We start from the raw sequence: 26,621 nt of genomic DNA, 5'->3' as shown, positions 1-26,621 counted from the left end.
GTCAGTCCTCGTCGAAGGTGGCGAGCAGTCCCTGGATCAGGCCGGGCGCGAGCTGGTCGGCGCGCAGCAGGTCGGAGTCCGCGAAGGGATCGTCGTCGTCGGGCTGCAGCGTGAGCAGGGTGATCCGGTGGCCGTCGCGCAGCACCGCCGCGACCATCCGCGCCGTGCGCCGGCCCGGGTGGCTCTCGGCGGCGGCGCGGCCGGCCCGGTCGGCGGCGTCCACATCGGCCAGATGGGGCTCGAGCGCGCCGTCGAGATCCGCCTCCGCGGTCGGCGGCAGCACGATGATCTCCTGCACCAGCGCGCACCCGACGACCTCGTCGGGCCAGGTGGTGGTGGCGAGCACGTGGTTGAGCTCGGTGCTGCCGCCCCGCGGGTCGCCGGGCAGTGGCTCCTGCTCGATCACGGTGAGCGAGGCACCGTCGTCGAGGATGTCGGCCCACTCGGGCTGACTGGTCGCGAGCAGCGAGGTCGGGACGAGCCCGAACAACTGGGGCGGTTGGCCCCAGCCCTGCGGTTCCACGAACTCGATGGCCTCGCGGGCCGCGCGGCCCAGGGCCGCCTCGTCGAATACCTGCTCCGGCTCGTCGTAGGTCACGCGCCCATGATCGCATCCCGGGGCGCGCGCGGTACCACGTCGGTGAGCACGCGCGGATCCCATCTCGGGCAATCCGTACAGTGGTTGTCGTGACGACACCTCGTGCCGCGGGCATTCCCACGCTGTCCCGCCGGGCAAAGATCCTCATCGCGATCGCCGTGGTCCTCCTGGCGCTGCTGCTCATCGGGCCCCGGGTGGTGGACGTGATCACCGCCTTCCTCTGGTACGGCTCGCTCGGCCATGCCGGCGTGCTCCGGACCGTGCTGCTCTCGCGCCTCGGCCTGTTCGTGGTGACGGGCGTGGTGCTGGCGCTGTTCACGTTCGCCGGGATGTGGCTGGCGTACCGCGTGCGGCCGGCCTTCCTGCCCTCGCCGACGGACGATCCGGTGGTGCGGTACCGCGCCGTGGTGACGAGCAAGCTGAAGACCTTCGCGATCGTGCCCTCTCTGCTGATCGGGCTCATCGCCGGCATCTTCGGGCAGTCGGCGTGGCAGCAGGTGCTGCTGTTCTTCAACCGCCAGCCCTTCGGCGACACCGACGCCGAGTTCGGCATGGACATCGGCTTCTACGCCTTCACGCTGCCCTTCATCGAGTTCGTCCTCGGCTTCCTGTTCGCCGGCCTGATCGTCATGTTCCTGGCGAACCTGGTCGCGCACTACGTCTTCGGCGGAATCCGCCTGGCGGGCCGCGAGGGCTCTCTGTCGCGCGGCGCGCGCATCCAGCTCGCCGCGATCGCCGGCGTCTTCCTGCTGACCAAGGCCGTCGCCTACTGGTTCGACCGGTACGCCCTGGTCTACTCGAACCGGTCGCCGATGTTCACCGGCGCGAACTACACCGACATCCACGCGATGCTCCCGGCGAAGGCGATCCTCACGGGCATCGCGATCATCTGCGCCGCCGCCTTCTTCTTCGGCATCGTGCTGCGCGACCTGCGGGTCCCCGCGATCGCGACCGTGCTCATGCTGTTCTCCTCGCTGGTGGTCGGCGTCGGCTGGCCCACCGCGGTGCAGACCTTCTCCGTCGGCCCCAACGCGGAGAAGGAGCTGCCCTACATCGCGCGGAACATCGCGGCGACGCAGGAGGCCTACGGGCTCGCGAGCGCCAAGTACGAGAAATCCGATCCCAAGGCCTCACCCGAGGCCCTGCAGACGCTCACCGCCAAGGACGCCCCCTCACTGCAGAACGTGCGTCTGCTCGACCCGAACGTGGTCTCGCAGGCCTTCTCGAACTTCGGCGGCCTCAAGGACTACTACCGGCTCTCGGGCAAGCTCTCGGTGGACCGCTACGACGTGGGCGGCAATCAGACCAACGTGCTGCTCGCACCGATCGAGCTGGACCCGAGCAAGACCCCGTCGGACTGGACCTCGCGGCACATGGTCTACACCCACGGCAACGGCCTGATCACCGCGCCGGCCGGCCAGGTCGACCAGGTGGTCAGCGAGAGCGGCCGCGACGCCGTGAACAACAACAACGCGGGCGGCCAGCCCGTGTTCACGCGCAACGGCGTGGCCGGCAGCAAGGCCGTCACGCAGCCGCGGATCTACTACGGCGAGATCATCGGCTCGGATCCCGGCTTCTACTCCGTCGTCGGCAGCACGGGCGACCCGCGCGAGCTCGACAGCGACACCGAGCGCTCGCGCTACGAGGGCGACGGCGGCGTCGGGATCGGCAACTGGTTCACCCGCCTCGCCTACGCGATCAAGTTCACCGAGCGGAACATCCTGCTCAACGGGAACATCGGGCCGGACTCGAAGATCATCTACCAGCGCGACCCGCGCGACCGGGTCAAGCAGCTCGCGCCCTTCCTCACGGTGGACACGAAGACCTACCCGATGGTCGACTCACGCACCGGCCGGATCCTGTGGGTGGTCGACGGCTACACCACGCTGCCGAAGTACCCGTACGCGCAGCAGACCTCGCTGTCGGACGCCACCGGCTCGCGCCAGCAGACCACGCCCGGCCAGCAGGCGCAGCGCCGCCAGGTGGACGAGAAGGTGGGCTACATCCGCAACTCGGTGAAGGCCACCGTCGACGCCTACGACGGTTCCGTGCACCTCTACCAGGTCGACGAGAACGATCCCGTCCTCAACGCCTGGAAGAGCGTCTTCCCCGGTGTGGTCGAGCCGAAGAGCGCGGTGCCCGCCGAGGTGGCGCAGCACTTCCGCTACCCGCAGGACCTGTTCGAGGTCCAGCGCTTCCTGCTGCAGAAGTACCACACGTCGGACCCCGACACCTTCCGCCGGCAGAACGACGTCTGGCAGGCCGCCGCGGCGCCGAACGAGACGCCCGACAAGGACGGCCTGCAGTCCCCGTACTACTCGGTGGCGTCGGCGCCCGGCGGTGGCCCGGCGCAGTTCCAGCTCTCGTCGATCCTGCAGGCGAAGGACCAGCCGTACCTCGCGGGGCTCGTCTCCGTGTCGTCGGAGGGCGAGGACGCGGGCCGACTGCTGGTGCGCGACATGCGCGAGCTGCCCGGGCGCCGGACCCCCGGCCCGATGCAGGCGGCCGACCTGATCAAGGGCGCACCGCCGGTCGTGGCCGACAACGCCAACATCCAGGCGCTCAACCCGCGCTTCGGCAACCTGCAGGCGATCGCGCTCGCGAACGGCGGCCTGACCTACGTCTGGCCGATGTACGCGCAGTCGACGGGGGAGCGGGCCGCGCCCAAGCTGATCAAGGTGCTCAGCCTGAACCCGGTCACGGGCGGCGCGGGCTACCGCACGACGGTCGCGGCGTCGCTCACCGACGCCGGGTACCGGGGTGTCGACGCGGCGCTCGCGACGGCGGCGACGGGCGTCTCCGGCCCGACCCAGGGCCAGACGGTGCCGGGCGCGACGCAGCCCGGCCCGGACCAGCCGCCCACGCAGGCGACCGTGCCCGACGCCGACACCCCCGAGGTGCAGGCCGCGGTGAAGGCCGTTTCCGATGCCTGGAGCTCGGTGCTCTCGGCGCAGCGCTCCGGCGACCAGGTCGCCGTCGGCCAGTCGATGAAGCAGCTCGGTGACGCGATCACCAAGCTGCAGGCGGCCGAGGCGAAGGCGCGGGGCGGCAACTGATCTCAGCTCTCCGGCCGGGGCGGCGACGCCCGGCCCGGCCGGAGAGACGAGCGTCACGTTCAACTGATTTGCACATCGTGAGCGCATTCCAGTAACGTGGTGTTTACCCGACGCGGGGTGGAGCAGCTCGGTAGCTCGCTGGGCTCATAACCCAGAGGTCGCAGGTTCAAATCCTGTCCCCGCTACTAGGTCGAAGGCCCCCGGAGAAATCCGGGGGCTTTTCGCATTCCGGAGCCCTTTCGCGGTCTCCGGGTAGTTCCGTTGCGGTGGGTACCGTCGGGGCGTGGCCACGGAACTCCAGCGGATGCTCGCCGGCGAGCGCTACCGCGACAACGATCCGGTGCTCGTCGCGATGCGGAAGTCCTGCGGCCGGCGGCTCGACCGGTTCAACGCCACCGCCGCGGACGACGACGCACTGCGCTCTCAGATCCTCCAGGAGCTCCTGGGAGGCATCGGCGAGGGTTCCTGGGTCATGCCGCGGTTCCAGTGCGACTACGGGGCGCACATCACGATCGGCGCCAACAGCTTCCTCAACTACGACGCGATCCTCATGGACTGCGCGCCGATCACGATCGGCGAGGACTGCTCGATCGGGCCGCGCGTGCAGCTGCTCACCGCACTGCACCCCGTGGAGGACCACGCCGCGCGGCGGGCGCGCTGGGAGACCGCGGAGCCCATCACGATCGGCGACAACGTCTGGTTCGGCGGCGGCGTCATCGTGTGCCCCGGCGTCACCGTCGGCCGCAACGCAGTGATCGGCGCCGGCAGCGTGGTGACGCGCGGCGTCCCCGACCACGTCGCCGCCGTCGGTAATCCCTGCCGCGTCGTGCGGTCGCTCCCCGCCGAGTAGCTACCCGCTCGCGCGCACCTCGGCGACGCGCTGCCGCACGCGCGGTGCGACCTCGTCGACGAATCGGCGGCACTGCTCGTAGTCGTCGTCCTCCGCGCCGAAGACGAAGGTGTCCATGCCCGTGTCCACGGCGAGACCGGTCAGCTGCTCGGTCCACTGCTCGACGGTGCCGTGGAAGGCCTCGTCCGACGGCTGGTCGTCGATCGACCCGAAGATGTTGTAGACGCGCCGGATCGACGCGGGATCGCGGCCGGCGGCGCGGGCACCGTCGTCGATGGCGGCGTGCCGCTCGGGCAGGGTCGCGGGCGGGAAGAAGGAGTTCGACGGTGCCCACCCGTCCGCGTGGCCGCCGAGGAAGCGCAGCAGTTTCGGCCCGCCGACGCCCAGCCACACCCCGATGTCGTGCGCGGGGCGCGGGCCGGGATGCACCCCGTCGATGCGGTAGTGCTCGCCGTGGAAGCGCACGGACCGCTCGCCCGACCACATCAGGCGGATCACCTCGACGGCCTCCCTGAGCGCGCCGGCGGCCTCGCCGGGGCTGCGCTCGGGGCCGCCCATCGCGGCGATTGCGGGCCAGAAGGCGCCCGCGCCGAGGCCCAGCTCGAACCGGCCCTCGGACAGCAGGTCGAGGGTCGCCGCGGCCTGCGCCATCACGGCGGGCGGCCGGAGCGGCAGGTTGGCGACGTCGGGGAAGACGCGCACCTCCTCGGTGCGATGGAGCAGCGCGCCGATCAGCGTGAAGGTGTCGACGAAGGCCTGCTGGTAGGGGTGGTCCTGCACACCCAGGAACTCGACCTTCCCGTCCGCGAGCTCGGCGAGGGCGAAGCAGTTGTCGAGCGCCGCGGCGGACGGGGTGACGAACAGGCCGAATGCGACGGGACGCAGGTAGTCCATGCCGCCAGCCTAGGCCCCGTCGCGGGGCCCGGCAGCGGTACGGGCATCCGCCCGGATCGGCATCGGCGGCGCCCGGGCCTGGCTACGCTCGGCCTGTGCCGACCAGCGCAGACTTCCGGGCGTGGTGCGCCGCGAGCGCCTACGCCGAGGGGACGATCCCGGAGGCGGACCGCCGCCGGCTGCGCCTCGTCTCGCTCGCGGCCTACGCCTCGGCGGCGGTGAGCGTCGGCTTCGCGGTGATCGGCCTGGTCTTCGGCGGCCCGCACCAGGTGATGGTCGTCAACGTCGTCTCCGGGGCCGCGCTGGCGCTGGTCCCGTTGCTGGGGCGGTTCGGGACTCTGGTGGCGCCGACGGCGTTCTTCGCCGTCGCGACGGTCACGCTGTGGAGCCTGTGCGTCCTCCTCGGCGAGGGCGTGGGGCTGCTGTACTACTACCTGGTCATGGCGGTCGGCGTGCCGATGATCGTGGGCGTGCGCCGGATCGTCGCCGCCACCGCGGTGGTCGTCGTCTGTCTCGCGGCGATGATCTACCTGCACTTCACCGTGCCCGAGGACACCGGCCTGATGCCGCACTGGTTCGCCACCATGGGCTTCGTCGTCAACGTGGTCGCCGCGGCGTCCCTGGCGGTGGCGATCGTCGGGGCCGGGCTGTTCCAGATCGAGCGCGCGGACGCCGCGCTCGAGGAGGAGTTCCGGCGGTCCGAGGCGCTGCTGAACAACATCCTGCCGCGGTCGGTCACGGAGCGCCTCAAGGAGCCCGGCCACGCCGAGGTCGCGGACTCCTACGACGACGCCTCGGTCCTGTTCGCGGACATCGCCGGGTTCACCGAGATGTCCAGTCGCACCGCGCCCGCGGACGTCGTCCGGTACCTCGACCGGCTCTACACCACCCTCGACGCGCTGGTGGAGCGCCACGGGCTAGAGAAGATCAAGACCACCGGGGACTCCTACATGGTGGTGAGCGGCGTCCCCGAACCGCGCGCCGACCACCTCGAGGAGCTGGCGCGGTTCGCGGTGGCGCTCCAGGGCGCCGCGGCCGGCGTGACGAACGCCGACGGCCGCGCGACGCCGCTCCGGATCGGCCTCGCGGACGGTCCCGTGGTCGCCGGCATCGTCGGGTCGAAGAAGTTCTTCTTCGACGTGTGGGGCGATGCCGTCAACGTCGCGTCCCGGATGGAGTCGACGGGGGTCGTCGGCCGCATCCAGGTGACGTCGTCCGTCCACGACCGGCTCGGACGGGCCTTCGCCTTCGAGGAGCGGGGGTCTCATCGCCGTCAAGGGCAAGCCGGACCAGCGGACCTGGTTCCTCCTCGGCGAACGCGCGGCGTGACCGAGCCGCCGGCGTGACCGCGTCACCGGGAGGGAGGGGTCAGCAGCGGTAGGAGTTGTCGCTGCCGATCGACTTCACGGTGGGCTTCTTGCCCGCGCCGCAGGTGATCGTGTTGTCGTGGCCGCTCACGTCGATCGAGGACGCGCCGGCGAGGACGATCGAGTTGTTACTACCGATCACCTGCAGCGAGGTGACGTCGCGCAGCGTCAGCGTGTTGTCGTGACCGTTGACCTCGACGCGCTTGCAGGCGGAGGTGAAGACGATCGCGTTGTCGGAGCCGATGAGCTTGACATCGTCGTTGCAGGCCAGCGTCCGTACCTGGTCGTGACCGGAGAGGTCGATCCGGGCGGCGGCCGTCGGTGCGAGGACCGAGGCTGCGAGTACGGCGGCGGCCGCGGCGGTGGAACGGGCGAGGAGCGTGCGCATGTCGAGTCCGTCCTTCTGCAAACGTGCGATCGGGGCGAATCGGACAGTACCGGTTTCGGATCACGCTGATCGGGACGGTTCCGATCCTGTGACGCGATCGGCAGAGTGGCCTGTCATATCCGGACGAGTCCCCTCGTCCGCCTCAGCCGCAGGAGACCAGCATGCCCACCCTCGTCATCGTCGCCTTCGTCGGACTGCTCGGGCAGCTCGTCGACGGCAGCCTCGGGATGGCCTTCGGCGTGACGGCGACGACCTTCCTGGTCGCGCTCACGACGCTCTCGCCCGCCGCCATCAGCGCGACGATCCACCTCGCCGAGATCGGTACCAGCGCCGTCTCGGGCGCCTCGCACTGGCGCTTCGGCAACGTCGACTGGAAGGTCGTGCGCCGCATCGGCATCCCCGGCGCGATCGGCGCGTTCATCGGCGCGACGGTGCTCTCCAACCTCTCCACCGAGGTCGCGAAGCCGCTGATGTCCACCATCCTGCTGCTGCTCGGCCTGTACGTGCTGCTGCGCTTCACCTTCCGTGGCATCGACACCAAGAACCTGGGCAAGCCGCTGAAGTCGCGCTTCCTCGCCCCGCTCGGCCTGTTCGGCGGCTTCGTCGACGCCACCGGTGGCGGCGGCTGGGGCCCCGTCGGCACGCCGGCGCTGCTGGCCTCGGGCCGCATGGAGCCCCGCAAGGTGGTCGGCACCATCGACACCAGCGAGTTCCTCATCGCACTCGCCGCGTCGCTCGGCTTCCTCGCCAACCTCGGCGGCGAGGGCGTGAACTTCGCCTACGCCGGCGCCATCCTGCTGGGCGGCGTCATCGCGGCTCCCTTCGCCGCCTGGCTGGTGCGCCACTTCCCGCCGCGGCTCCTCGGCGCCTCGGTGGGCGGCCTGATCATCCTCACCAACGCCCGGACCCTCGTCGGCAAGAGCGGCCTCGCGCTCGATCCGGGGACGCAGCGCGTGGTGTACATCCTCATCGTCGCCGGCTGGATCGCCGCGTTCGCGTACTCCTTCGTGCAGTACCGCCGCGACGCCGTCCTCGAGTCCGCCGATTCCATCAGCGATCTCGCGGCCCGCAACGCCGCCGCGACCGAGGATCCGAAGGAGCCGGTCCCGGCCTGATCACCGCACCCAGCGCGGTGGATCGTGCCCCTCGGCGGGCACGATCCACCGCGCTGCTTCGTCTTTCCGTCCGTAGGCTGGAGGCATGGACGTCTGGATCGCGGACCCGCAGCGCGACGCCGGCCTGGTGGCGACGCTGCGCTACGCGTGGGCCCGGACCTCCGGCGCCACCACCGATCCCCAGGACGACGCGTTCGTGGAACAGGTGCGGGCGTGGTGGATCCGCGACGAGCGCACCGTGTTCCTGGCGGGGGAGTCCATTCCGGGCGGCGGTGGCGCGGCCGCCGGCATGGTGACGCTCCACGAGTACCGGCGGATGCCGGTGCCGGGCGCGGCCCCATCGGCCTGGGGGTACCTGGGGCATCTCTTCGTCCTGCCCGCGGCGCGGGGCGAGGGGCACGGCCGGGCGTTGATCGAGGCGGTGCAGCGCGCCGCCCACGACCGCGGCTACCGGCGACTGGTGCTCTCGCCGAGCGAGGAGTCGATACCGCTGTACCGCCGCACCGGTTTCCGCGCGGCGGACGAGCTCATGGTGTGGGAACCGGGCCCCGCCGCCACGTCGTGATGGTGGCGGGCCCGACGCCCCGGTCGAGGCCGCGCACGAGCACGGCGCAGCCGATGCCCGAGAGCACCATGCCGATGGTGAACACGGCCGGGTAGCCGAGCGCATCGCCCACGGCGCCGCCGGCGAATCCGGCGATCCCCTGCGCCGCGACCACGGCGCTCGCGAGCAGCGTGTAATCGGCGCCCGCGTCGTCGCGCTCGCACGCGTCCATCATCAGCGTGAACAATGCGACCAACGCGGCGCCGCCGAAGACGTGCTCGAGCAGCGTTGCCGCGATCACCATGCCGCCGCCGATCCCGAGCGCCGCGATCACGTACAGCCCCACCGCCAGGCTCTGGCTGACTCCGCCGAACAGCAATGCCGTGCGCCGCCCGTGCCGGAAGGCGAGCCAGCCGCCCACGGCCGATCCGGCGAGGGCGCCCGCGGAGCTCAGGGCGCCGCTCACCAGCGCGATCTCCCGCAGGCCCAGGCCCGCGTCGTGCAGGAACGGGCCGGAGACGGACGACGCCATGGCATTGCCGAACTTGTAGGAGGCCAGGAGCCCGATCAACGGGATCACCCCGGGCCGGCGCAGGCGGTGCCACCACGCCGTGCCCAGGCCGTCGCGGCGGACGTGCTCGACGGGGCGGGGCGCACCGTCGGCGGGCTCGTCCCGCGCCAGCAGGACGACGGGGACCGTGCACAGCAGGATCAGCCCGCCCAGGGTGAGCAACAGGACGCGCCAGCCGCTCTCCGCGTAGATCCACAGCAGCCCGCCGCCGCCGGCGATCATGCCGAGCCGGTAGGCGCCCGTCTGGATGCCGTTGCCGAGGCCGCGGTCGCGGGGGCCGAGGAGCCGCACCGCGAGGCCGTCGGTGGCGACGTCCTGGGTGGCGGAGAGCAGGTTGATGGCGGCGATGGCGACGAACAGCCACCGCAGGGACCCGGTGAGGTCGGTGGCGGCCAGGGCGAAGGCGACGCCGGCGGAGCCGAGCTGCGTGGCGAGGAGCCACCGCCGGCGCGTGCCGATCCGGTCGACGGCGGGCGCCCAGAGGAACTTCAATCCCCAGGGGAGGTAGAGGAACGAGGTGAGGCTGATCGCGGTGAGGGACAGGCCCGCCTCGCGGAGCAGGACGGGGATCGCCTGCGTGAAGAAGCCGAACGGGAGCCCCTGGGCGAAGTACAGCCCCGTCAGCAGGAGGAGCACGCGCAGTCGCACCCCGCGATTCTGGCAGTTCGCGCCGGAAGCGGGGCGACCAGGTCTCAGCGGGCGGGACGAGGCGGTCCTCTGGGGTGCGACGCGAAAACGCCTGTGGCGGCCGATTCACGAGGAATCGACCGCCACAGGCGTCAGTCTCTGTACAGCGGGTGCGACTTAGCCGCGGCCGCCGCAGCTCGGCCACGCGCCGATGCCCTGCGAGGCCAGAACGTTCTCCGCGACGCGGATCTGCTCGGCACGCGAGGCGTTGTGCGGCAGGCCCGAGCCACCGTTGGCGGACCAGGTCGACGGGCTGAACTGCAGGCCGCCGTAGTAGCCGTTGCCGGTGTTGGTGTTCCAGTTGCCACCCGACTCGCAGGCCGCGATGGCGTCCCAGTTCACGCTGTCGGCGTTCGCAGCACCGGTGCCGAAGGCAACGGGAGCGGCGACGATCGCGCCGGTGACGGCCATCATGCCCAGGGTCTTGCGGATGTTCTTCAAGGTGTTCCTTTCGCCGGTGCGCATGCCAGGACACAGCCCGATTGGGGCGGAGGTGTCGGGGAAAGACATGGACCGTGCCTTCTCTGTCGGGCACGGCGGTGGGCTGAGGACGATCGCTCAACCGGCTTCGGCGACGTGGTGCGTCACGCTGGAAGCGGTCCGGCGCCCGAGGAAGATGCTCTCGTTTCGGCGGCGGGCCCACACATACGCGGTGGTTCGTGGATTCAATTGTGTTCCCGCTGAGCGGGTCGAGATGAACACTAGGGGCCTATCGACGCGGTGTCATCCCCGCCGCGGGACGGTCGCGATTTGATAACGCTTCGGTCACGATCGGCTGTGAGGACCGTAAGACCAGGTCACCCCGGAGATCGCTAGCAATAGCTTGCATAGGCAATGACCTGCGAAAAGTGATGGCAATCACAAGGGGAATGTGGCTCCCGTCACGGAGCACGAGGTTACGGAACGGTGTACGTGATCGCGCCTCGACCGACGACGAACGGCGGCGGTGCCGGCCTTTCCGCCGTCACCGCCGCCGTCCGGCAGCGCTCTTCTCCGTCGCTAGTGCGCGGTCGCCACGACGTCGCCGTCGTGGTCGTCCACCCGCCCGCTACTGGTGGCTCCGCCGCCGAAGCGCTGCAGGAAGGCGTCGCGGTACGCGGGGAACCGTCCCTCGTCGATCGCGCGCCGGGCCCCGGCGGTGAGCGCGGTGAGGAACCGCAGGTTGTGCCGGGTCACCGCCTGCACCGCCGACGGTGCGTCGGTGCGGTAGAGGTGGTGCACGTACGCGCGGTTCGGAGACGGTGCCGCCCCGTCCCGTTCGGGGGCGGCGTCGAGCGGACGCACGTCGTCGCGGAAGGGCCGCGTGGACACCGCGACGGGACCGTCCGCCGTCAGCGCGATTCCGCGGGTCGCGAGGTCCTGCGGCGCCGGGGATTCGATGAGATCGACGCCCGCGCCGATCGCATGCAGCAGTTCCTCGGGTCCGCGGACCGCGGCGAGGTACCGCGGAAGGTCCGCGTCCAGCGCCGCGGTGAGCAGGACGAGCGCATCGCCGGCCTTCGGATCGGTCGCGGCGCCGACGACCCGGACGCCGCCGAATCCCAGTCCGCCGGAACGGACGTCCTCCTCGTGGCGGGCGAGCAGATCGCGCAACGCGGCCCGGTCGTGGGCGAGGCGCAGGGGAACAGTGGCCCACAGCGACATCTCGCCCCGTCGCAGCGCAGTGAGCCAGTTGTGCTCGGCGAGAGCGCGCCGGGCGCCGCTCGCCGCCGCAGGTGCGAAGACGACGTCGCCGCCCAGCCGGTACGCCGCAGTGACGGCAGCGGCCGGATCGGAGGACGGGGCCGAGACGTCCACGAACAGTGGCAGATCCCACCCCGCGAAGGCGGCGAGGCCGCCGGCCTCCTCGATGGTCTCGGCGCCGGGGTGGAGTCCCAACCGGGCCCCGTCGACGGTGACACCGCTCGCGCCGAGCCGCGCGGCCGACGCGGGATCCACGCCCGGGATCGCGGCGAGCGGCGCGGATGCCACGAAGGCCGGCGTCGCGATCGCCCGGTGGGCCGTGTGCAGCGTCCCCGAGCGCGCGGCGTCCGATCCGCCCGTGACCTCGAAACGCACAGGGTCGGTCACGGATTCGGCCTGCAGCCGGGCGTGCGCGGAGAGCGATCGGTAGTCCGAACGCAGCTCGGAGAGCTCCGCCGCCAGCGCGCGATTGCTCGCGCGCAGCTCCGCCAGTTCGGCCGTGCTCCGCGGGGCCTGCGGCGCCCCGCCTCCCGCCCCGCCTCCCGCACCGGCGGGAGTCCTTGCGGGAATCAGCGTCGGGGTGACCGCCGGCGCCGCGATCGGGTGCGGTGCCGGAACGCGAGTCGAAGCCACCGTCGGCGCGGCGGCCGCGATCGCCGGGTTCTGCTGCACGGGTGCGGTGTCCGCGTCCGCGCCGGCGTCCATCGCCCGCAACCCGTCGCCCTCCACGTCGATGCGGGGGAGCGCCTTGTCGAGCCAGCGCGGGATCCACCACGCGCGCTCGCCGAGCACCGCCATCGCCGTGGGCATGATGATCATCCGCACGAGGAAGGCGTCGAAGACGATGGCCGCCGCCATCGAGAAGCCCATCAGCTTCAGGAAGGTCATGGAGGAGAGCGTGAATCCGGCGAAGACGGAGATCATGATGATCGCGGCCGCGGTCACGACGCGGGCCCCCGACCGGTAGCCGATCCGGATCGCCTCCAGAGCCGGCGCTCCGTGATGGTGCTCCTCCCGCATCCGGCTCACCAGGAACACCTGGTAGTCCATCGCGAGCCCGAAGACGATGCCGATGAGGAAGATCGGCATGAACACCAGGATCGGGCCGCGCTCCTCGGGCGCGATCCAGCCCAACCAGCCCTCCTGGAAGACGCCGACGGTGACGCCGAAGGTGGCGGCGATGGAGAGCAGGAAGCCCAGCGACGCGATCACGGGGATGATCACCGAGCGGAAGACGATCATCAGCAGCAGGATCGCCAGACCCACGACCACGATCAGGTACAGCGGCAGCTTCGAGGTGAGCGTCTCGGAGAAGTCGGCGTTGATCGCCGCGGCGCCGCCGATGCCGATGTAGGTCGACGTGGCGCCGCCCACGGTCTCCGCGCGGTCCCGCAGCTCGTCGAGCAGGGTCGCGGTCTGCTTCGTAGACGGCCCCGACTCCGGGACGATGATGAACTGCGCCGCGTCGCCGGTCGCGTTGGGCACGGGGCCGATCACGCCGTCGTGGGCGATTCCCGGCAGCGTGCGGGCCTGCTCGGCGAACCGCTGCGTCGCCGCCTTCAGGTCCCCCTTGCCCTGGGTGTCGACGACGGCGACGAGCGGCGACGACTTGCCGGCGCCGAAAGCGTCGCTCTGCATCTGCACCGCCGCCTTGTCCGACGGCGCGGCGAAGTCCAGGCCGAGCTCGATCTTCCCGATGGGGATTGCCGCGAGCGCGAGGATCGCGACGGCACCCACGAGGAAGGGGAGCGGCTTGCGGGTGAGGAGGTCGCCGATGCGTTGACCCATCGGGCGGCGCTCGGTCTGCTCGGGCGTCCAGAGCAGCGGCAGCCGAGGCTTGAACACGGTCGACTTGAACATGCCCAGGAGGGCGGGGAGCACCGTCAGCGCCACGAGGACGGCGAGCGCGACGGTGACCGCGGCACCGAGGCCCATCTGGGACAGGAACGACATACCCGTGATCGACAGCCCGCACAGCGCGATGATCACCGTGGCACCGGCGAAGACCACGGCGCTGCCCGCGGTGCCGACCGCGAGGCCCGCGGCGTGCGACCGGTCCGACGTGGTCATCAACTCCTGGCGGTACCGCGAGATCACGAACAGCGAGTAGTCGATGCCCACCGCGAGCCCGATCATCATCGACAGGCCGGTCGTGGAGGTGCCGAGCGTGAGGAAGGAGGTGCCGATCGCGATGATCGACGTCGAGAGCCCGATGCCGATCAGCGCCGCCCCCAGCGGCATCAGTGCCGCGAGCAGTGCCGCGAAGGTGATGATCATGACGATCACCGCCACCACGATGCCGATCATCTCCGCCGGCGGTTCGGCCTCGGTCTCGTTGGCGGAGCCGGCGCTCTCGACCTTCAGGCCCGCGTCGGTGCCCGCCTTCTTCGCCGCCGCCACGGCCTCGATCGACTCCTCCGAGACCTCCTTGACGTCGCCGAAGGAGAAGTGGATCTGCGCGGTCCGGCCGTCGCTGCTGAGGTTCTCGGCGGCGGCCGCCCCCACGGTGGGGTTGATGACGGCGGCCTTGTCGGCGGCGGTGAGTTGCGGCACCTGGCGCAGCTTGTCGACCACGGCGTTCACGGCCGTGGCGTTGCCGCCCTGGTCCAGCCGCTGCCCGTTGGTCGACTGCAGCACGACGGTGGCGGTGGGCGCCTGCGTCTTCGCGGTCTCGGGGAACTTCTCCTGCAACACGTTCTGCGCCTCGACGGCGCGGCTGCCGGGGAGGTTGAAGTCGTCCTTGAAGGGCTTGGACAGCGACGATCCCGCGGCCCCGATCGCGAGGAAGGCGACGATCCAGAGCACGAGGACGAGCCACCATTTCCGGTAGCAGAACCGTCCGACCTTGTAGAGGAATGATGCCATGCCATCCAGTGTGGCCACCGGGAGCGACGCACGGTAGGCCTCGAAAGCCCTTGTGGACGACCGATGTCCACTTCGTAGACGATGGTCGGACCGGGGCGCCGGCGACCCCCTACGAAAGTCGTACGGGTGGCACCGTCGGCCTAGCGGGGCGTGAGACCGGCGTCGTGCGCGAGGATCGCGAGCTGCACCCGATTGGCCACGTCGAGCTTGTCCAGCAGCCGCGAGACGTGGGTCTTCACCGTGGCCTCGCTCATGAACAGCTCCCGGCCGATCTGGGCATTGGATCCGCCCCCGGCGATACCGAGGAAGACCTCGTGCTCGCGGTCCGTGAGCACCGCGACCCGGGCGAGCGCGACGCGGCGGCGGTCCTCGCGCGGATCGTCGGCGAAGCGGGCGATGAGCTTGCGGGTCACGCTGGGGGAGAGCATCGCCTCGCCCGAGGCGACCACGCGGACGCCGTCGAGCAGCTGGCGCGGCGGGGTGTCCTTGAGCATGAAGCCGGCGGCGCCCGCCTGCAGGGCGCGCAGCACGTAGTCGTCGAGGTCGAACGTGGTGAGCACGATGACCTGCGGCGGCTCGGGCTCCGCGCGCACCAGCGCGGTGGCGGCGAGACCGTCGACGGACGGCATGCGGATGTCCATGAGCACCACGTCGGGACGGCATTCGCGGACCAGGTCCACGGCCTCGGCGCCGTCGCCGCCCTCGCCGACGATCGTCAGGTCCTCGGCGGATTCGATGATCATGCGCAGGCCGGACCGCACCAGCGGGTCGTCGTCGATGATGACGATGCGGGTCACGGGTCCTCCTGGGGTCGTGACCATCCTGCCACGGCCCGCGGCGGGTCAGGCCCGCTCGACGGGGACGGGCAGCTCGGCGTAGACGCGCCACCCGCCGGCAGCGGTGGCGGCGGAGGTGATCTCGCCGCCGGCGAGCTGCACCCGCTCGGCCAGGCCGATCAGGCCGGAGCCCGAGCCGGGCAGGGGAGACGCGGGCGAGTGCGGGCGGTCGTTGACGACCTCGATGGAGAGCCGATGCGCGTGCAGCCGCACCGCGACCCGGACGGCCGCCGGGCCGGCGTGCTTGCGCACGTTCGTCAGGCTCTCCTGGACGATGCGGTAGGCGGTGCGGCCCAGGGCCTCCGGCACGGCGTGCGGCGCCGCGGCGGCCTCGTCGATCAGCAGCTCGACGGTGGCGCCGCCCACCCGGGACTCCTCGACCAGGCGGGCGAGGTCGGCGAGATCCGGCTGCGGCGCGAGCGGCTCGGCGTCGGACCCGCGCAGCACGCCGAGCACGCCCCGCAGGTCCTCGAGGGTCTCGTGCGCCGTGGTGCGGATCTCCGCCGCCGCCCGTTCGACGGTGCCGGACGCCGCGCCGGCGTTGACCTCGAGCGCGCCGGCCTGCAGCGCGATGAGCGAGACCCGGTGCGCCAGGACGTCGTGCATCTCCCGCGCGATGCGCGAGCGCTCGGCGGTGCGGGCCTGGACGGCGCGCAGCTCGCGTTCGGCCTCGGCCCGCACGGCGCGCTCGCGCAGCGACTCGATGAGGTCCCGGCGCGCGCCGACGTACGAGCCCCAGAGCGCGAAGGCCGCGGCGAGCGCCACGCTGGTGAGGGTGTCGCCGAGCTGCCACGGAACGCTCGACCACGGGCGTGGCACGGCGAGGCAGGCGGCGACGAAGGCGGTCGCGATCACCAGGACGCGGTCGCGCCGCCGCACGGCGAGGGTGAACAGGCCGAGGAGGGCCACGCCGGGGAATCCGACGGCCGCGGTGAGGATCCCGCCGATCACGGTGACTTCGAGCGGCCACCGGCGGCGCCACCACAGGAGCGGCGAACCGGCGAGGCCGACCACGAGCGCGAGGTTGCCGTAGGCGGTGGACCCGCCGCGCCACTCCACCGCTGCGGTGGCGACCGCGAGGAGGACCGAGAGCAGGACGCACGCGCCGTCGCGCAGGCGCGGGGCGGTCCACCACCGCTGCCACCGCGGCCCGTCGACGCTCGAATCCATGCGTCCACGGTACTGGCGAGGCGCAGCGGCGGGGAGCCGCCGAAGGTCGCGGCGCGGGCTCGCGCGCCTACGACTTTCGTCGCGGTCGGGCCGCGCACGCGAACGGGGCGCCGCCGCGGTCCACCGCGCCGACGCCCCGTCGTACCTCCCCTGGCTTACTTGAGCTGCGAGCTCGTGAGGTCCAGGTGACGGCGCGCGATGATCAGCTGCTGGATCTGCTGCGTGCCCTCGAAGATGTCGAGGATCTTCGAGTCGCGGGCCCACTTCTCGAGCAGCGTGCGCTCCGAGTAGCCCAGCGCACCGGCCAGTTCCACGGCCTTGAGCGTGACGTCCGAGCCCACCCGGCCCGCCTTGGCCTTCGCCATCGATGCGTTCATCGAGTTCGGGAGCTTGTTGTCGGCCATCCAGCCCGACTTCAGCGTCAGCTGGTAGGCGGCTTCCCAGTCGGACTCGAGGCGGATGAACTCGGCCGCGGCGTGCGGCAGGGTGTTCACCGGCGCGTCGTAGTCGATGACGATGCCCGCGTTCTCGAGCACGGTGCGCAGCTCCTCCAGCGACGCCCGTGCGACGCCGATGGCCATGGCGGCCACCAGAGGACGGGTGTTGTCGAAGGTCTGCATGACCCCGGCGAAGCCCTTCTCGACGTTCACCTCGGGGCTGCCGAGGATGTTCTCGAAGGGGATGCGGCAGTCCTCGAAGCGGATCTCCGCGGTGTCCGAGGCGCGGATGCCGAGCTTGTGCTCGAGCCGGGCAACGGTGACGCCCGGGTGCTCGCGGGGCACCACGAAGGACTTGATCGCGGCGCGGCCGGCGCTCTTGTCCACGGTCGCCCACACCACGATGTGGTCGGCGCGCGAGCCCGAGGTCACGAAGATCTTGGTGCCGTTGAGGACCCACTCGTCGCCGTCGCGGGTCGCGGTCGCGGTGACGGCGGCCGAGTCCGAGCCGAACGACGGCTCGGTGATCGCCATGGACGCCCACACCTTGCCGAAGCGCTCGAGCTGCTCGTCGGTCGCGACGGCGGCGATCGCGGCGTTACCGAGGCCCTGGTAGGGGAAGGCGAGCATGAGGCCCGCGTCGCCCCAGCACATCTCGATCGCGTTGATGATCGACTCCATGGTGCCGCCGTTGCGGCTGCCCGCGGTGACATCGGCCGGCTTGGGCTTGGGCTTCTCCTCGCCCTCGCCCTTCTTGCGGTCGCCCGTGGCGGCCGACGGGGCCTGGCCCGCGTCCGCGAGCCCGTCGTAGAGGGCCGCGATGGTGTCGAGTTCCTTGGGGTACTCGTGCTCGGCGAGGTCGTACTTGCGCGAGATGGGGCGGAAGATCTCGGCCGCACCCTGGTGCGACATCTCGGCCGACGCCTTCAGCTTCTTGGGGAGTTCCAGATTGATTGCCATGAGGGTTCTTTCTTCTGCTCTGAAGTCGAAGGGGCCTAGAGGACGACGACGCCCTCGGCGATGCCGACGGCGCGCAGGTCGCGGTACCAGCGCTCCACGGGGTGCTCCTTGGTGAAGCCGTGCCCGCCGAGCAGCTGGACGCCGTCCAGGCCGATCCGCATGCCCTTGTCGGTGGCGAACTTCCGCGCGAGCGCGGCCTCGCGGCCGAAGGACAGGCCCTGGTCGGCGCGCGCGGCGCCGCGCCACACGAGCAGCTCCAGGCCCTCGATCTCGGTCGCCATGTCGGCCACGGCGAAGGCCACCGCCTGCCGGTGCGCGATCGGCTCGCCGAAGGCCTCGCGCTCCTTGACGTACGGGGTGACGTAGTCGAGCACGGCGCGCGACGTACCGAGCGCGAGCGCCGACCAGCCGAGGCGGGCCAGGCGCACCACGTCGGTGTAGTTCTGGGTAGCGGTGTCGAGGTCGACCTCGCCCAGCAGCGCGGTCGCGGGAACCTTGACGTTGTTGAGGTTCAGGCGGCCGAGCGCGGCGGCGCGCAGGCCCATGCTGGGATCGCCCTCGACGATCACGCCGTCGGTGCCGGACTCGACGATGAACAGGGCGGGCTTGCCGTCCAGCTCGGCGCCGACCACGAACAGTTCGGCCGAACCGGCCTGCGGCACCATCGACTTCACGCCGCTCAGGACGTAGCCGCCCGTGGTGCGCGTGGCCTTGGTGGACAGCGCGAACGGGTTGAACAGCGCGCCGGGCTCGGCGATCACCACGGAGGACTGCGGCACGGACTCGCCCGCGTACTCCTTGAGGTAGGTCTGCTGCTGGCCGTCGGAGCCGAACTGCGACAGCGTCACCGCGACGCCGCTGGGGGCGAGGATCGGCAGTGCGAGGCCCATGTCGCCGTGGGCGAGGGCCGCGGCGACGAGGGCGTTGGTCACCGCGCCGCGGTCGCTGCCGGCACCGTCGAGCTCCTCGGGCACGTTGATCATGGTGATGCCGAGCTCGGTCGCGCGCTCGAGCAGCGACGCCGGGGCTGCGGTCGCCGCGTCGGCGTCGAAGGCCGCCGGACGGACGATCTCGGCCGCGAAGTCACGCACCGTGTCGACGATCATTTGCTGCTCGTCGTCCGGGGTGAGGTCGTAGTTCGACTTCGTGCTCGAGCTCAGCCGCTTCGGCTTACCGGTGCCGGCGACCACCTTGAAGGTCCGGTTCGCGGCGCCGAGCGCCTTGAATCCGTGCTTGGTGCCCTCGTAGGCGACGCGGTTCACCACGTCCTGCAGGCCGCGGTTCTGGACGAAGGGCGTCTGCACCACGGCCATCAGGGCGCGGATCAGCTGGCCCGTGGGGTTCCGCCGGATCGGGTTCTTCCCGATGGCGCTGGTGTCCCGGGGATCGGTTGACGTGCTCATCTCCACCATCTCGTCGTCGTGGCGGCGCTGGTCGCGGGGGTGATCCCGGCGCCCTGACCGCCAACTTACTCATCAGTCAGATGAGACCTTACTCCTCGGTAAGTTAAGTGCCAAGAGATGGGACGAAAACGGTGTCGGCGTGTCAGGGAGTGAGACGTGCCAGCACCTGGGGGTGCAGCGCCGGGTTCGCGGCCACGGCCGAGCCCGCGTGCGGGCCCGGCGTCCCGTCGGTGCCGGTGAACACGCCCCCGGCCTCGCGCACCACGATCTCGACGGCGGCCAGATCCCACAGGGACACTTCGGGTTCCACCGCGATGTCCACCGCGCCCTCCGCGACCAGGCAGTAGCTCCAGAAGTCGCCGTAGCCGCGCAGGCGCCACGCGTCGGCGGCCAGCGCCAGGAAGCGCTCGCGCGATCCGGCGTCGGGGAAGTACGACAGGTCGGAGAAGGAGATCGACGAGTCCGCGATCTCCTGCACGCCCGAGACCGCGATCCGGCGCGGCTCGGCACCGTCGAAGGAGACGAACGCGCCGGCGCCCGCGCCGGCGAACCAGCGGCGCTTGAGCGCGGGGGCCGAGACCACGCCCACCACGGGCACGCCGTCCTCGAGGAGCGCGATCAGCGTGCACCAGACCGGCACCGCGCGGACGTAGTTCTTGGTGCCGTCGATGGGATCGATCACCCACTGCCGGCCCTCGAAGACGGCCTCGCCGCCGAACTCCTCGCCGAGCACCGCGTCGCCGGGGCGTTCCGCGGCGAGCCGCTCGCGGATGAGCGTCTCGGTGGCGAGGTCGGCGTCGGAGACGGGCGTGAGGTCGGGCTTGGCGTCGACCTTCAGGTCCAGCGCGCCGAACCGCGCCATGGTCAACTCGTCGGCCGCGTCCGCGAGGGCGAGGGCCAGGGCGAGGTCGGGGTTCACGGGGTTCGACGGTGCGCTCGACATGCGAGAACGGTAGCCGAGGCCGGTCACGGGCGCGGGGCGGTCCCCGTCGGTAATCTGGACATATGGAATGGATCTGGGTGCTCATGCTCGCCGCGATGCTGGGCGCGCTCGTCGTCATGTGGCAGCGCTCCAAGCGGGGCACGCTCGGGACCGCGCCGGCGGGCCCGGGCATGGAGGACGGGATGCTCACGCTCAGCGGCGTGAGCCCGCGGCCCGTCGAACCCGACCAGAAGGGGCAGGCCTTCGTGACCGTGTCCGGCACCGTCGAGGGCCCGACCACCCCGCCGACGCACGTCTACCGGCGGCTGATCGTGGACTTCACGGAGCGCTGGCCGGAGGTCGGGGACCGTCTGCCCGTCTACTACAAGGTGGGCAAGGTCGACAGCTCCTGGCAGCTCGGCTCGCTGCAGCCGCCCGCCATCTGATCGCAGGGCCTAGGTGGTGAGGAGCCGCCACAGCCCGATGGTGCCGACCACCACGATGATCGTGCGCAGCGCGGTGGGGGAGAGGCCTCGGCCGAAGCGCGCGCCGAGCGCTCCGCCGATCAGGGAACCCACCGCGATGACCCCGGCCACAGGCCAGGCGATCCGGTCGAAGGCGAACACCAGGTAGAACACCGCCGCGACCACGTTGACCAGCAGGGAGAGCAGGTTCTTCGCCGCGTTGATTCGCTGCAGGTCGTCGTGCACCAGGACGCCCATCGCGGCGACCAGCAGGATGCCCTGCGCGGCGGTGAAGTAGCCGCCGTAGATGCCGATCGCGAACGTGGCGGCGACGAGCGCGGCGAGCCGGCCCGTCGAGGGCGGTGTGTCGGCATCGTCGTGCGGGGCGGTCCACCGCTGGATGCGGGGCTGCAGGACCACGAGCGCCAGCGCCAGGACCAGGAGGATCGGGACGATCGTCTCGAACACCGTCTCCGGCAGGTGCAGCAGGAGGAACGCGCCGACCACCGCCCCCGCCACCGACGCCGGCATCTGCCAGCGCAGCCGGTCGAACTGCCCGGAGAGCTCGCGGCGGTACCCCCAGGTGCCGGAGATCCCGCCCGCGACGAGGCCGATCGCGTTGCTGATCGTCGCGGTGACCGGCGGGACGCCGAAGGCGACGAGCGTGGGGAAGGTGATCAGGGTGCCGCTGCCGACGAGGGAGTTGATGAAACCGGCCCCGACACCGGCCGCGAGGACGATCAGCAGCTCCCATCCGTCCATGACGCGACCATAGTGCGCCGTCGGCCTCGGCCATCGCGGCGGCCCAGTATCCTGGGTGACTGTGCATCCTGACGTAGCCGCAGACATCGACAGCCTCGACACCACCCTGCAGACGGTGGAGAAGGTGATCGACCTCGACGAGCTGCGCCGGCGCGTCGACGAGCTGGAACACAAGGCGTCCGACCCCGAGCTGTGGAACGACCAGGCCAACGCCCAGCGGGTCACCAGCGAGCTGTCCTACGCCCAGGCGGAGCTGCGCCGCGTCACCGACCTGCGGCAGCGGCTCGACGACCTGCCCGTGCTCTACGAGCTGGCCGACGCGGAGGAGGGCGACGACAAGGCGGCGGCGCTCGAGGACGCCGACGGCGACCGCGCGCAGCTGCGCACCGAGATCGAGGCCATGGAGGTCAAGACCATGCTCTCGGGCGAGTACGACGCCCGCGACGCGCTGGTCAACATCCGCGCCGGCGCCGGCGGCGTCGACGCCGCGGACTGGGCCGAGATGCTCATGCGCATGTACATCCGCTGGGCCGAGAAGCACGGCTACGGCGTCGAGGTCTACGACACCAGCTACGCCGAGGAGGCGGGCCTGAAGTCCGCCACCTTCGCGGTCAAGACGGACTACGCCTACGGCACCCTCTCGGTCGAGATGGGCACCCACCGCCTCGTGCGGATCAGCCCCTTCGACAACCAGGGCCGCCGCCAGACTTCCTTCGCCGAGGTCGAGGTGCTGCCGGTGGTGGAGACCACCGACCACATCGACGTCGACGAGAACGAGGTGCGCGTCGACGTGTACCGCTCGTCGGGCCCGGGCGGCCAGTCGGTCAACACCACCGACTCCGCGGTGCGGCTCACGCACATCCCCACCGGCATCGTCGTCACCTGCCAGAACGAGAAGAGCCAGCTGCAGAACAAGGTCTCGGCCATGAAGGTCCTGCAGGCCAAGCTGCTCGAGCGCAAGCGGCAGGAGGAGCGCGCGCAGATGGACGCGCTCAAGACCAACGAGGGCGCCTCCTGGGGCAACCAGATGCGCTCCTACGTGCTGCACCCGTACCAGATGGTCAAGGACCTGCGCACCGAGTACGAGGTGAACAACCCGTCGGCCGTGCTCGACGGCGACCTGGACGGCTTCATCGAGGCCGGTATCCGCTGGCGGATGCGCGGCGATGACGAGTAGCGCGCTGCTCGCGAACTCGATCCTCCCCGACGTCACGGGGTGGCGTCTCCTCATGTTCGAGCGGGTCCTGCCGATCATGCTGTGGATACTCGCCGCGGTCCTGGCGAACCGGTTCGTCAACTGGTTCTCGGCGCGCGTCACCATGCGGATCGACGCCCAGTTCAAGAACAGCGACTCGCTGGTGCGCTCGGAGTCCGCGAAGCACCAGCACGCGCTCATCCAGGTGATCAGCTGGGTCGCCATCGCCGCGATCTACCTGTTCGCCGCCTATCAGATCGTCAAGGCGCTCGGCGTGCCGATCAACGCCCTCGTCGCGCCCGCCACCGTCATCGGCGCCGCCCTCGGCTTCGGCGCCCAGCGGGTGGTGCAGGACCTGCTCGCGGGCTTCTTCCTCATCACCGAGCGGCAGTACGGCTTCGGTGATGTGGTGAACCTCTCGCTGACCGGCGGCTCGGAGGCCGAGGGCACCGTCTCCGACGTCACGCTGCGGGTCACCAAGCTCCGCAACACCGACGGCGAGGTCATCACCGTGCCGAACGGGCAGATCGTCAAGGCCACCAACCTGTCGAAGGACTGGGCGCGCGCCGTGGTCGACATCCCGTTGCCGAAGACCGTCGACATGGGGAAGGTCAACACGCTGCTGCACCGCGTCGGCGAGCGGGCCTATCACGACCCGAAGATGTCGACGCTGCTGCTCGACGAGCCCACCCTCATGGGCATCGAGTCGATCGACCTCGATCGGGTGAACCTGCGGATGGTCGCCCGCACACTGCCCGGCAAGCAGTTCGAGGTGGGTCGCAACCTGCGCGAGCGCATCGTCCGCAGCCTGGCGACGGCCGGCATCGACGTCGCGCCCGTCACCGACACCGTCGAGGACGAGGAGGAGGTGACGCCGCAGTGAGCGACATCTCGAAGGGGCCGCAGGACGAGCCCGAGAACGACGCCGACGCCACGACGGAGATCCGCGCCCAGGCCGCGCCGCCCGAGCCGCCTCCCGCGCCGTCCGAGCCCACCCGGGCGCTCCCGGCCGCGTGGGAGCGGATCCCGAAGACGATCCCGCACACCCGCGCGCGCACCAGCACCGTCGTCCTGGGGCTGCTGTTCCTGGGGCTGATGTGGTGGTACCTCGACCTGTACGCGCAGTTCGTCCCCGAGGAGCAGCGCCGCACCGGGCAGACGCCGGTCGCCACCACGACGGCGCCCGCGCAGGAGGAGCCCACGTACGACGCGCCGGTCACGACCACGCCCCCGCGGGCACCGTCGAGCGCGGTCCCGTCGAGCGGTGGGCCGGGGGAGTCCGGCGCACCGTCGTCGACGGTGCCGGGCCGCTCGGGTGAGCCGGGGACCGCCACCACCACGGGAGGCGCGACGACCACCTCCGCGCCGGGCGGGATCGTGCTGCCGGGCGGGGTCACGCTGCCGGGGATTCCGGGCGCGACGACCGAGCCGCCCACCACCGGCGGCGCACCGACGACGGTGGTTCCGCCGGGCTAGTGCGCGGCGTCAGTAGACTGGGCGCTCGTGATCACGCTCCAGAACGTCACGATGATGTACAAGGCGTCGGCCCGGCCGGCGCTCCACGACCTGTCGCTCGAGATCGGCAAGGGTGAGTTCGCCTTCCTGATCGGGCCCTCGGGTTCCGGGAAGTCGACGTTCTTCCGGCTCCTGCTCAAGGAGGACAAGCCGACGAGCGGCGACGTCTACGTGGGCGATTACCACGTGAACAAGCTCTCCGGGCGCCGCGTGCCGCAGCTGCGGCAGTCGCTGGGCTGCGTCTTCCAGGACTTCCGCCTGCTCCAGCAGAAGACGGTGGCCGAGAACGTGGCCTTCGCCCTCGAGGTCATCGGCAAGCCGCGCAACGTCATCGACCGGACGGTCCCGCAGGTGCTCGACTACGTGGGCCTCGGCGGCAAGGCGAACCGCATGCCCAGCGAGCTGTCGGGCGGCGAGAAGCAGCGCGTGGCCATCGCCCGCGCCATCGCCAACCGGCCGCTGCTGCTGCTCGCCGACGAGCCGACCGGCAACCTCGACCCCGACACCTCCGCGGAGATCGTGGACGTGCTCGACCGGATCAACCGGGCCGGGACCACCGTGGTCATGGCCACGCACGACCGCCACATCGTGGACTCGATGCGCCGCCGCGTCATCGAGTTCCGCATGGGCGAGATGGTGCGCGACGACGCCACCGGCGTGTACGGGCTGGGCCGCTGACGGCGCCCGCCGCTCCCGCCGACGACGACGAACCGAAGGACTGAATTTCCAGTGCGAGCCAGTTTCATCACCAGCGAGGTCTTCACGGGCCTCCGCCGGAACGTGAGCATGACGATCGCCATGATCCTCACCACCGCGATCTCGCTCGGCCTGTTCGGCGGCGGCCTGCTCGTGGTGCGGATGGCGGACAAGAGCCAGGACATCTTCCTGCAGCGCGTCGAGATCCAGGTGTTCGTCGACGACAAGGTCGCCGCCGACGACCCCGACTGCCAGAAGGCCGTGTGCCAGGCGATCGAGTCGAAGATCAAGGCGCAGCCGGGCGTCGACTCGATCGACTACATCTCGCAGGACAAGGCGCTCGAGACCGCGAAGACCAAGACCTTCGCCGACCAGCCCGAGCTCGCCGAGCTGGTGCGGCCCGGGGTGCTGCCCGCGTCCTTCAAGGTGCGCGTGGGCGATGAGACGAAGTTCTCCGCGGTGATCGACGCGGTGAAGGGGCAGCCCGGCGTGGCCGGGGTGCAGGACCAGCGCGAGCTGGTGGAGCGCGTCTTCTCCGTGCTCAACGGCGCGCGGAACGCCGCCTTCTTCGTCGCCCTGATCCAGGCCGTCGCTGCGGTGCTGCTGATCGCGAACATGGTGCAGGTGGCCGCGTACACGCGGCGCACCGAGGTCTCGATTATGCGCCTGGTGGGCGCCTCCCGCTGGTACACCCAGCTGCCCTTCCTGCTGGAGGCGGTGATCGGCGCCGTCATCGGGGCGGTGCTCGCGATCGCCGGCCTGTTCGCGGGCAAGGCCCTGTTCTTCGACCGGGCCCTGCGCGAGATGTACGGCGTGAACATCCTGGCGCGGATCACGAACACCGACGTGCTGCTGGTCTCCCCGTGGCTGCTCCTCGTGGGCGCCGGCTTCGCCGCCATCACGGCGTACGTCACGCTGCGCTTCTACGTGCGGGAGTAGCCCCGCCGATAAGTCGCTTTCCGCGCACCGTCGCATCCCCGTACGATGGAGTGGTTGTCCAGCCGCTCGCAGCGGCCGAAACGGAAGGGAAGAGACGATGGCGAAGGAGAAGGGGCGCTCGGTGATCGCGAGCAACCGCAAGGCGCGCCACAACTACGCCATCCTCGACACCTTCGAGGCCGGCGTGGTGCTGGTGGGCACCGAGGTGAAGGCGCTCCGCGAGGGCAAGGCGTCTCTGGTGGACGCCTACGCCACGATCGACGACGGCGAGGTCTGGTTGCGCGGGCTGCACATCCCCGAGTACGGCAACGGCTCGTGGACCAACCACACGCCGCGCCGCACGCGGAAGCTGCTCATGCACCGCCGTGAGATCGACTCGCTGACCGGCAAGATCCGCGAGGGCAACCAGACCCTGGTGCCGCTGTCGATGTACTTCAACGAGGGCCGGGTCAAGGTCGAGCTGGCGCTCGCCAAGGGCAAGCAGGACTACGACAAGCGCCAGGACATCGCCCGCCGCACCGCCGAGCGCGAGCTCGTCAAGGAGCTGGGCCGGCGCGTCAAGGGCATGCGCGGCTGATTTCTTTCCGACGGTGCCCGGCGTGGCGCGTTGAGTTCCGGTCTTGGCGGGCGTTCACTTGAGATACGAGTTACTGATGTGACTCGTGGGACTCAAGTGAGGAGCGGATCCATGAGTGTCGAGAACA

At 70.9% G+C, this 26,621-nt stretch carries 24 protein-coding genes and 1 tRNA gene; 13 read left to right on the top strand and 12 right to left on the bottom strand.

Annotated elements, in window-relative coordinates:
- Position 1: 1 nt before the first annotated feature.
- Positions 2-598 carry a PPA1309 family protein gene (locus ACLQ3K_RS06845; protein ID WP_224647943.1) on the bottom strand — a complete coding sequence of 199 codons (597 nt, stop codon included), beginning with the start codon at positions 596-598 and terminating at the stop codon, positions 2-4.
- A gap of 89 nt (positions 599-687) precedes the next feature.
- Between ACLQ3K_RS06845 and ACLQ3K_RS06840 the strand changes: the two genes are divergently transcribed.
- The 3 genes from ACLQ3K_RS06840 (at position 688) to ACLQ3K_RS06830 (ending at position 4,504) form a co-directional block, all read left to right on the top strand.
- Positions 688-3,654, top strand: coding sequence for a UPF0182 family protein (locus ACLQ3K_RS06840; protein WP_425998039.1), 2,967 nt, complete (start codon positions 688-690; stop codon positions 3,652-3,654).
- A gap of 111 nt (positions 3,655-3,765) precedes the next feature.
- A tRNA-Met gene (locus ACLQ3K_RS06835) sits at positions 3,766-3,839 on the top strand.
- A 119-nt stretch (positions 3,840-3,958) separates the two neighbouring features.
- Positions 3,959-4,504 carry a sugar O-acetyltransferase gene (locus ACLQ3K_RS06830; protein WP_425998150.1) on the top strand — a complete coding sequence of 182 codons (546 nt, stop codon included), beginning with the start codon at positions 3,959-3,961 and terminating at the stop codon, positions 4,502-4,504.
- Here the strand turns inward: ACLQ3K_RS06830 and ACLQ3K_RS06825 are convergent, their stop codons facing one another.
- Positions 4,505-5,398 (bottom strand): LLM class flavin-dependent oxidoreductase, encoded by an 894-nt coding sequence (locus ACLQ3K_RS06825; RefSeq protein ID WP_425998037.1) that lies wholly within the window; start codon positions 5,396-5,398, stop codon positions 4,505-4,507. It lies immediately after the preceding gene.
- Positions 5,399-5,493: 95 nt separating this feature from the next.
- Between ACLQ3K_RS06825 and ACLQ3K_RS06820 the strand changes: the two genes are divergently transcribed.
- Entirely contained in the window at positions 5,494-6,744 is a 1,251-nt protein-coding gene (locus tag ACLQ3K_RS06820; protein ID WP_425998035.1) for an adenylate/guanylate cyclase domain-containing protein, read from the top strand.
- Between the two features lie 22 nt (positions 6,745-6,766).
- On the opposite strand, the gene ACLQ3K_RS06815 is transcribed toward ACLQ3K_RS06820, so the two are convergent.
- Entirely contained in the window at positions 6,767-7,153 is a 387-nt protein-coding gene (locus tag ACLQ3K_RS06815; protein ID WP_425998033.1) for a DUF3060 domain-containing protein, read from the bottom strand.
- Positions 7,154-7,314: 161 nt separating this feature from the next.
- Between ACLQ3K_RS06815 and ACLQ3K_RS06810 the strand changes: the two genes are divergently transcribed.
- Positions 7,315-8,268: a sulfite exporter TauE/SafE family protein gene (locus ACLQ3K_RS06810; protein ID WP_224647949.1), complete on the top strand. Its 954-nt coding sequence runs from the start codon at positions 7,315-7,317 to the stop codon at positions 8,266-8,268.
- Positions 8,269-8,353: 85 nt separating this feature from the next.
- A complete protein-coding gene (locus ACLQ3K_RS06805) occupies positions 8,354-8,833 on the top strand; it encodes a GNAT family N-acetyltransferase (protein ID WP_224647950.1) in 480 nt (159 codons plus the stop codon).
- Here the strand turns inward: ACLQ3K_RS06805 and ACLQ3K_RS06800 are convergent.
- From ACLQ3K_RS06800 to hisN, 8 genes are all read right to left on the bottom strand, one after another.
- Positions 8,796-10,031: an MFS transporter gene (locus tag ACLQ3K_RS06800; protein WP_425998030.1), complete on the bottom strand. Its 1,236-nt coding sequence runs from the start codon at positions 10,029-10,031 to the stop codon at positions 8,796-8,798. The genes ACLQ3K_RS06805 and ACLQ3K_RS06800 overlap by 38 nt on opposite strands.
- A gap of 156 nt (positions 10,032-10,187) precedes the next feature.
- Positions 10,188-10,511 carry a transglycosylase family protein gene (locus ACLQ3K_RS06795; RefSeq protein ID WP_224647952.1) on the bottom strand — a complete coding sequence of 108 codons (324 nt, stop codon included), beginning with the start codon at positions 10,509-10,511 and terminating at the stop codon, positions 10,188-10,190.
- A gap of 558 nt (positions 10,512-11,069) precedes the next feature.
- Positions 11,070-14,618: a tRNA-guanine transglycosylase gene (locus ACLQ3K_RS06790; RefSeq protein ID WP_425998027.1), complete on the bottom strand. Its 3,549-nt coding sequence runs from the start codon at positions 14,616-14,618 to the stop codon at positions 11,070-11,072.
- Between the two features lie 140 nt (positions 14,619-14,758).
- Positions 14,759-15,415, bottom strand: a complete 657-nt coding sequence (locus tag ACLQ3K_RS06785) for a response regulator (protein WP_224648863.1) — start codon at positions 15,413-15,415, stop codon at positions 14,759-14,761.
- Positions 15,416-15,460: 45 nt separating this feature from the next.
- Entirely contained in the window at positions 15,461-16,624 is a 1,164-nt protein-coding gene (locus tag ACLQ3K_RS06780; protein ID WP_425998025.1) for a sensor histidine kinase, read from the bottom strand.
- Positions 16,625-16,779: 155 nt separating this feature from the next.
- Positions 16,780-18,021, bottom strand: a complete 1,242-nt coding sequence (locus ACLQ3K_RS06775; protein WP_224648858.1) for an acyl-CoA dehydrogenase family protein — start codon at positions 18,019-18,021, stop codon at positions 16,780-16,782.
- Between the two features lie 35 nt (positions 18,022-18,056).
- Positions 18,057-19,433: an acyl-CoA dehydrogenase family protein gene (locus ACLQ3K_RS06770; RefSeq protein WP_425998022.1), complete on the bottom strand. Its 1,377-nt coding sequence runs from the start codon at positions 19,431-19,433 to the stop codon at positions 18,057-18,059.
- A 133-nt stretch (positions 19,434-19,566) separates the two neighbouring features.
- The gene (hisN, locus tag ACLQ3K_RS06765) at positions 19,567-20,367 is read right to left on the bottom strand and encodes a histidinol-phosphatase (RefSeq protein ID WP_425998020.1); all 801 of its coding nucleotides are present in this window, start codon (positions 20,365-20,367) and stop codon (positions 19,567-19,569) included.
- Positions 20,368-20,429: 62 nt separating this feature from the next.
- Here hisN and ACLQ3K_RS06760 point away from each other — a divergent pair, with 62 nt between their 5' ends.
- On the top strand, positions 20,430-20,792 hold the full coding sequence (locus ACLQ3K_RS06760; RefSeq protein WP_224648852.1) for a hypothetical protein: 363 nt from the start codon (positions 20,430-20,432) through the stop codon (positions 20,790-20,792).
- Positions 20,793-20,801: 9 nt separating this feature from the next.
- Here ACLQ3K_RS06760 and ACLQ3K_RS06755 read toward each other — a convergent pair whose 3' ends face one another.
- Positions 20,802-21,572 (bottom strand): sulfite exporter TauE/SafE family protein, encoded by a 771-nt coding sequence (locus ACLQ3K_RS06755; RefSeq protein ID WP_224648850.1) that lies wholly within the window; start codon positions 21,570-21,572, stop codon positions 20,802-20,804.
- Between the two features lie 61 nt (positions 21,573-21,633).
- On the opposite strand from ACLQ3K_RS06755, the gene prfB reads away from it, so the two are divergent.
- The 6 genes from prfB to smpB all read left to right on the top strand — a co-directional run bounded on the left by prfB (position 21,634) and on the right by smpB (position 26,494).
- Positions 21,634-22,749, top strand: coding sequence for a peptide chain release factor 2 (gene prfB / locus ACLQ3K_RS06750; RefSeq protein ID WP_425998017.1), 1,116 nt, complete (start codon positions 21,634-21,636; stop codon positions 22,747-22,749).
- Positions 22,739-23,650: a mechanosensitive ion channel family protein gene (locus tag ACLQ3K_RS06745; protein WP_425998015.1), complete on the top strand. Its 912-nt coding sequence runs from the start codon at positions 22,739-22,741 to the stop codon at positions 23,648-23,650. Before prfB ends, ACLQ3K_RS06745 begins: the two co-directional genes overlap by 11 nt.
- Positions 23,647-24,243 carry a hypothetical protein gene (locus ACLQ3K_RS06740; RefSeq protein WP_425998013.1) on the top strand — a complete coding sequence of 199 codons (597 nt, stop codon included), beginning with the start codon at positions 23,647-23,649 and terminating at the stop codon, positions 24,241-24,243. The genes ACLQ3K_RS06745 and ACLQ3K_RS06740 overlap by 4 nt, the downstream gene beginning before the upstream one ends.
- Before the next feature lie 27 nt (positions 24,244-24,270).
- A complete protein-coding gene (gene ftsE / locus ACLQ3K_RS06735; RefSeq protein ID WP_068521966.1) occupies positions 24,271-24,960 on the top strand; it encodes a cell division ATP-binding protein FtsE in 690 nt (229 codons plus the stop codon).
- A gap of 51 nt (positions 24,961-25,011) precedes the next feature.
- Positions 25,012-25,917, top strand: coding sequence for a permease-like cell division protein FtsX (ftsX, locus tag ACLQ3K_RS06730; RefSeq protein WP_224648842.1), 906 nt, complete (start codon positions 25,012-25,014; stop codon positions 25,915-25,917).
- Positions 25,918-26,014: 97 nt separating this feature from the next.
- Positions 26,015-26,494 (top strand): SsrA-binding protein SmpB, encoded by a 480-nt coding sequence (smpB, locus tag ACLQ3K_RS06725; RefSeq protein WP_224648840.1) that lies wholly within the window; start codon positions 26,015-26,017, stop codon positions 26,492-26,494.
- Positions 26,495-26,621 lie beyond the last annotated feature (127 nt).

Source organism: Tsukamurella sp. DT100, assembly GCF_049844855.1.
Lineage (GTDB): Bacteria > Actinomycetota > Actinomycetes > Mycobacteriales > Mycobacteriaceae > Tsukamurella.
Note: the sequence above shows the minus strand (reverse complement) of the source record. Positions and strands in the feature narration are given on the sequence as shown.

Coding starts and splice junctions, on each gene's coding strand:
- ACLQ3K_RS06830 (WP_425998150.1), top strand. CDS start 3,959: ATGCTCGCCGGCGAGCGCTACCGCGACAACGATCCGGTGCTCGTCGCG.
- ACLQ3K_RS06825 (WP_425998037.1), bottom strand. CDS start 5,398: ATGGACTACCTGCGTCCCGTCGCATTCGGCCTGTTCGTCACCCCGTCC.
- ACLQ3K_RS06815 (WP_425998033.1), bottom strand. CDS start 7,153: ATGCGCACGCTCCTCGCCCGTTCCACCGCCGCGGCCGCCGCCGTACTC.
- ACLQ3K_RS06810 (WP_224647949.1), top strand. CDS start 7,315: ATGCCCACCCTCGTCATCGTCGCCTTCGTCGGACTGCTCGGGCAGCTC.
- ACLQ3K_RS06805 (WP_224647950.1), top strand. CDS start 8,354: ATGGACGTCTGGATCGCGGACCCGCAGCGCGACGCCGGCCTGGTGGCG.
- ACLQ3K_RS06790 (WP_425998027.1), bottom strand. CDS start 14,618: ATGGCATCATTCCTCTACAAGGTCGGACGGTTCTGCTACCGGAAATGG.
- ACLQ3K_RS06780 (WP_425998025.1), bottom strand. CDS start 16,624: ATGGATTCGAGCGTCGACGGGCCGCGGTGGCAGCGGTGGTGGACCGCC.
- ACLQ3K_RS06775 (WP_224648858.1), bottom strand. CDS start 18,021: ATGGCAATCAATCTGGAACTCCCCAAGAAGCTGAAGGCGTCGGCCGAG.
- ACLQ3K_RS06770 (WP_425998022.1), bottom strand. CDS start 19,433: ATGGTGGAGATGAGCACGTCAACCGATCCCCGGGACACCAGCGCCATC.
- hisN (WP_425998020.1), bottom strand. CDS start 20,367: ATGTCGAGCGCACCGTCGAACCCCGTGAACCCCGACCTCGCCCTGGCC.
- ACLQ3K_RS06760 (WP_224648852.1), top strand. CDS start 20,430: ATGGAATGGATCTGGGTGCTCATGCTCGCCGCGATGCTGGGCGCGCTC.
- ACLQ3K_RS06755 (WP_224648850.1), bottom strand. CDS start 21,572: ATGGACGGATGGGAGCTGCTGATCGTCCTCGCGGCCGGTGTCGGGGCC.
- ACLQ3K_RS06745 (WP_425998015.1), top strand. CDS start 22,739: ATGACGAGTAGCGCGCTGCTCGCGAACTCGATCCTCCCCGACGTCACG.
- smpB (WP_224648840.1), top strand. CDS start 26,015: ATGGCGAAGGAGAAGGGGCGCTCGGTGATCGCGAGCAACCGCAAGGCG.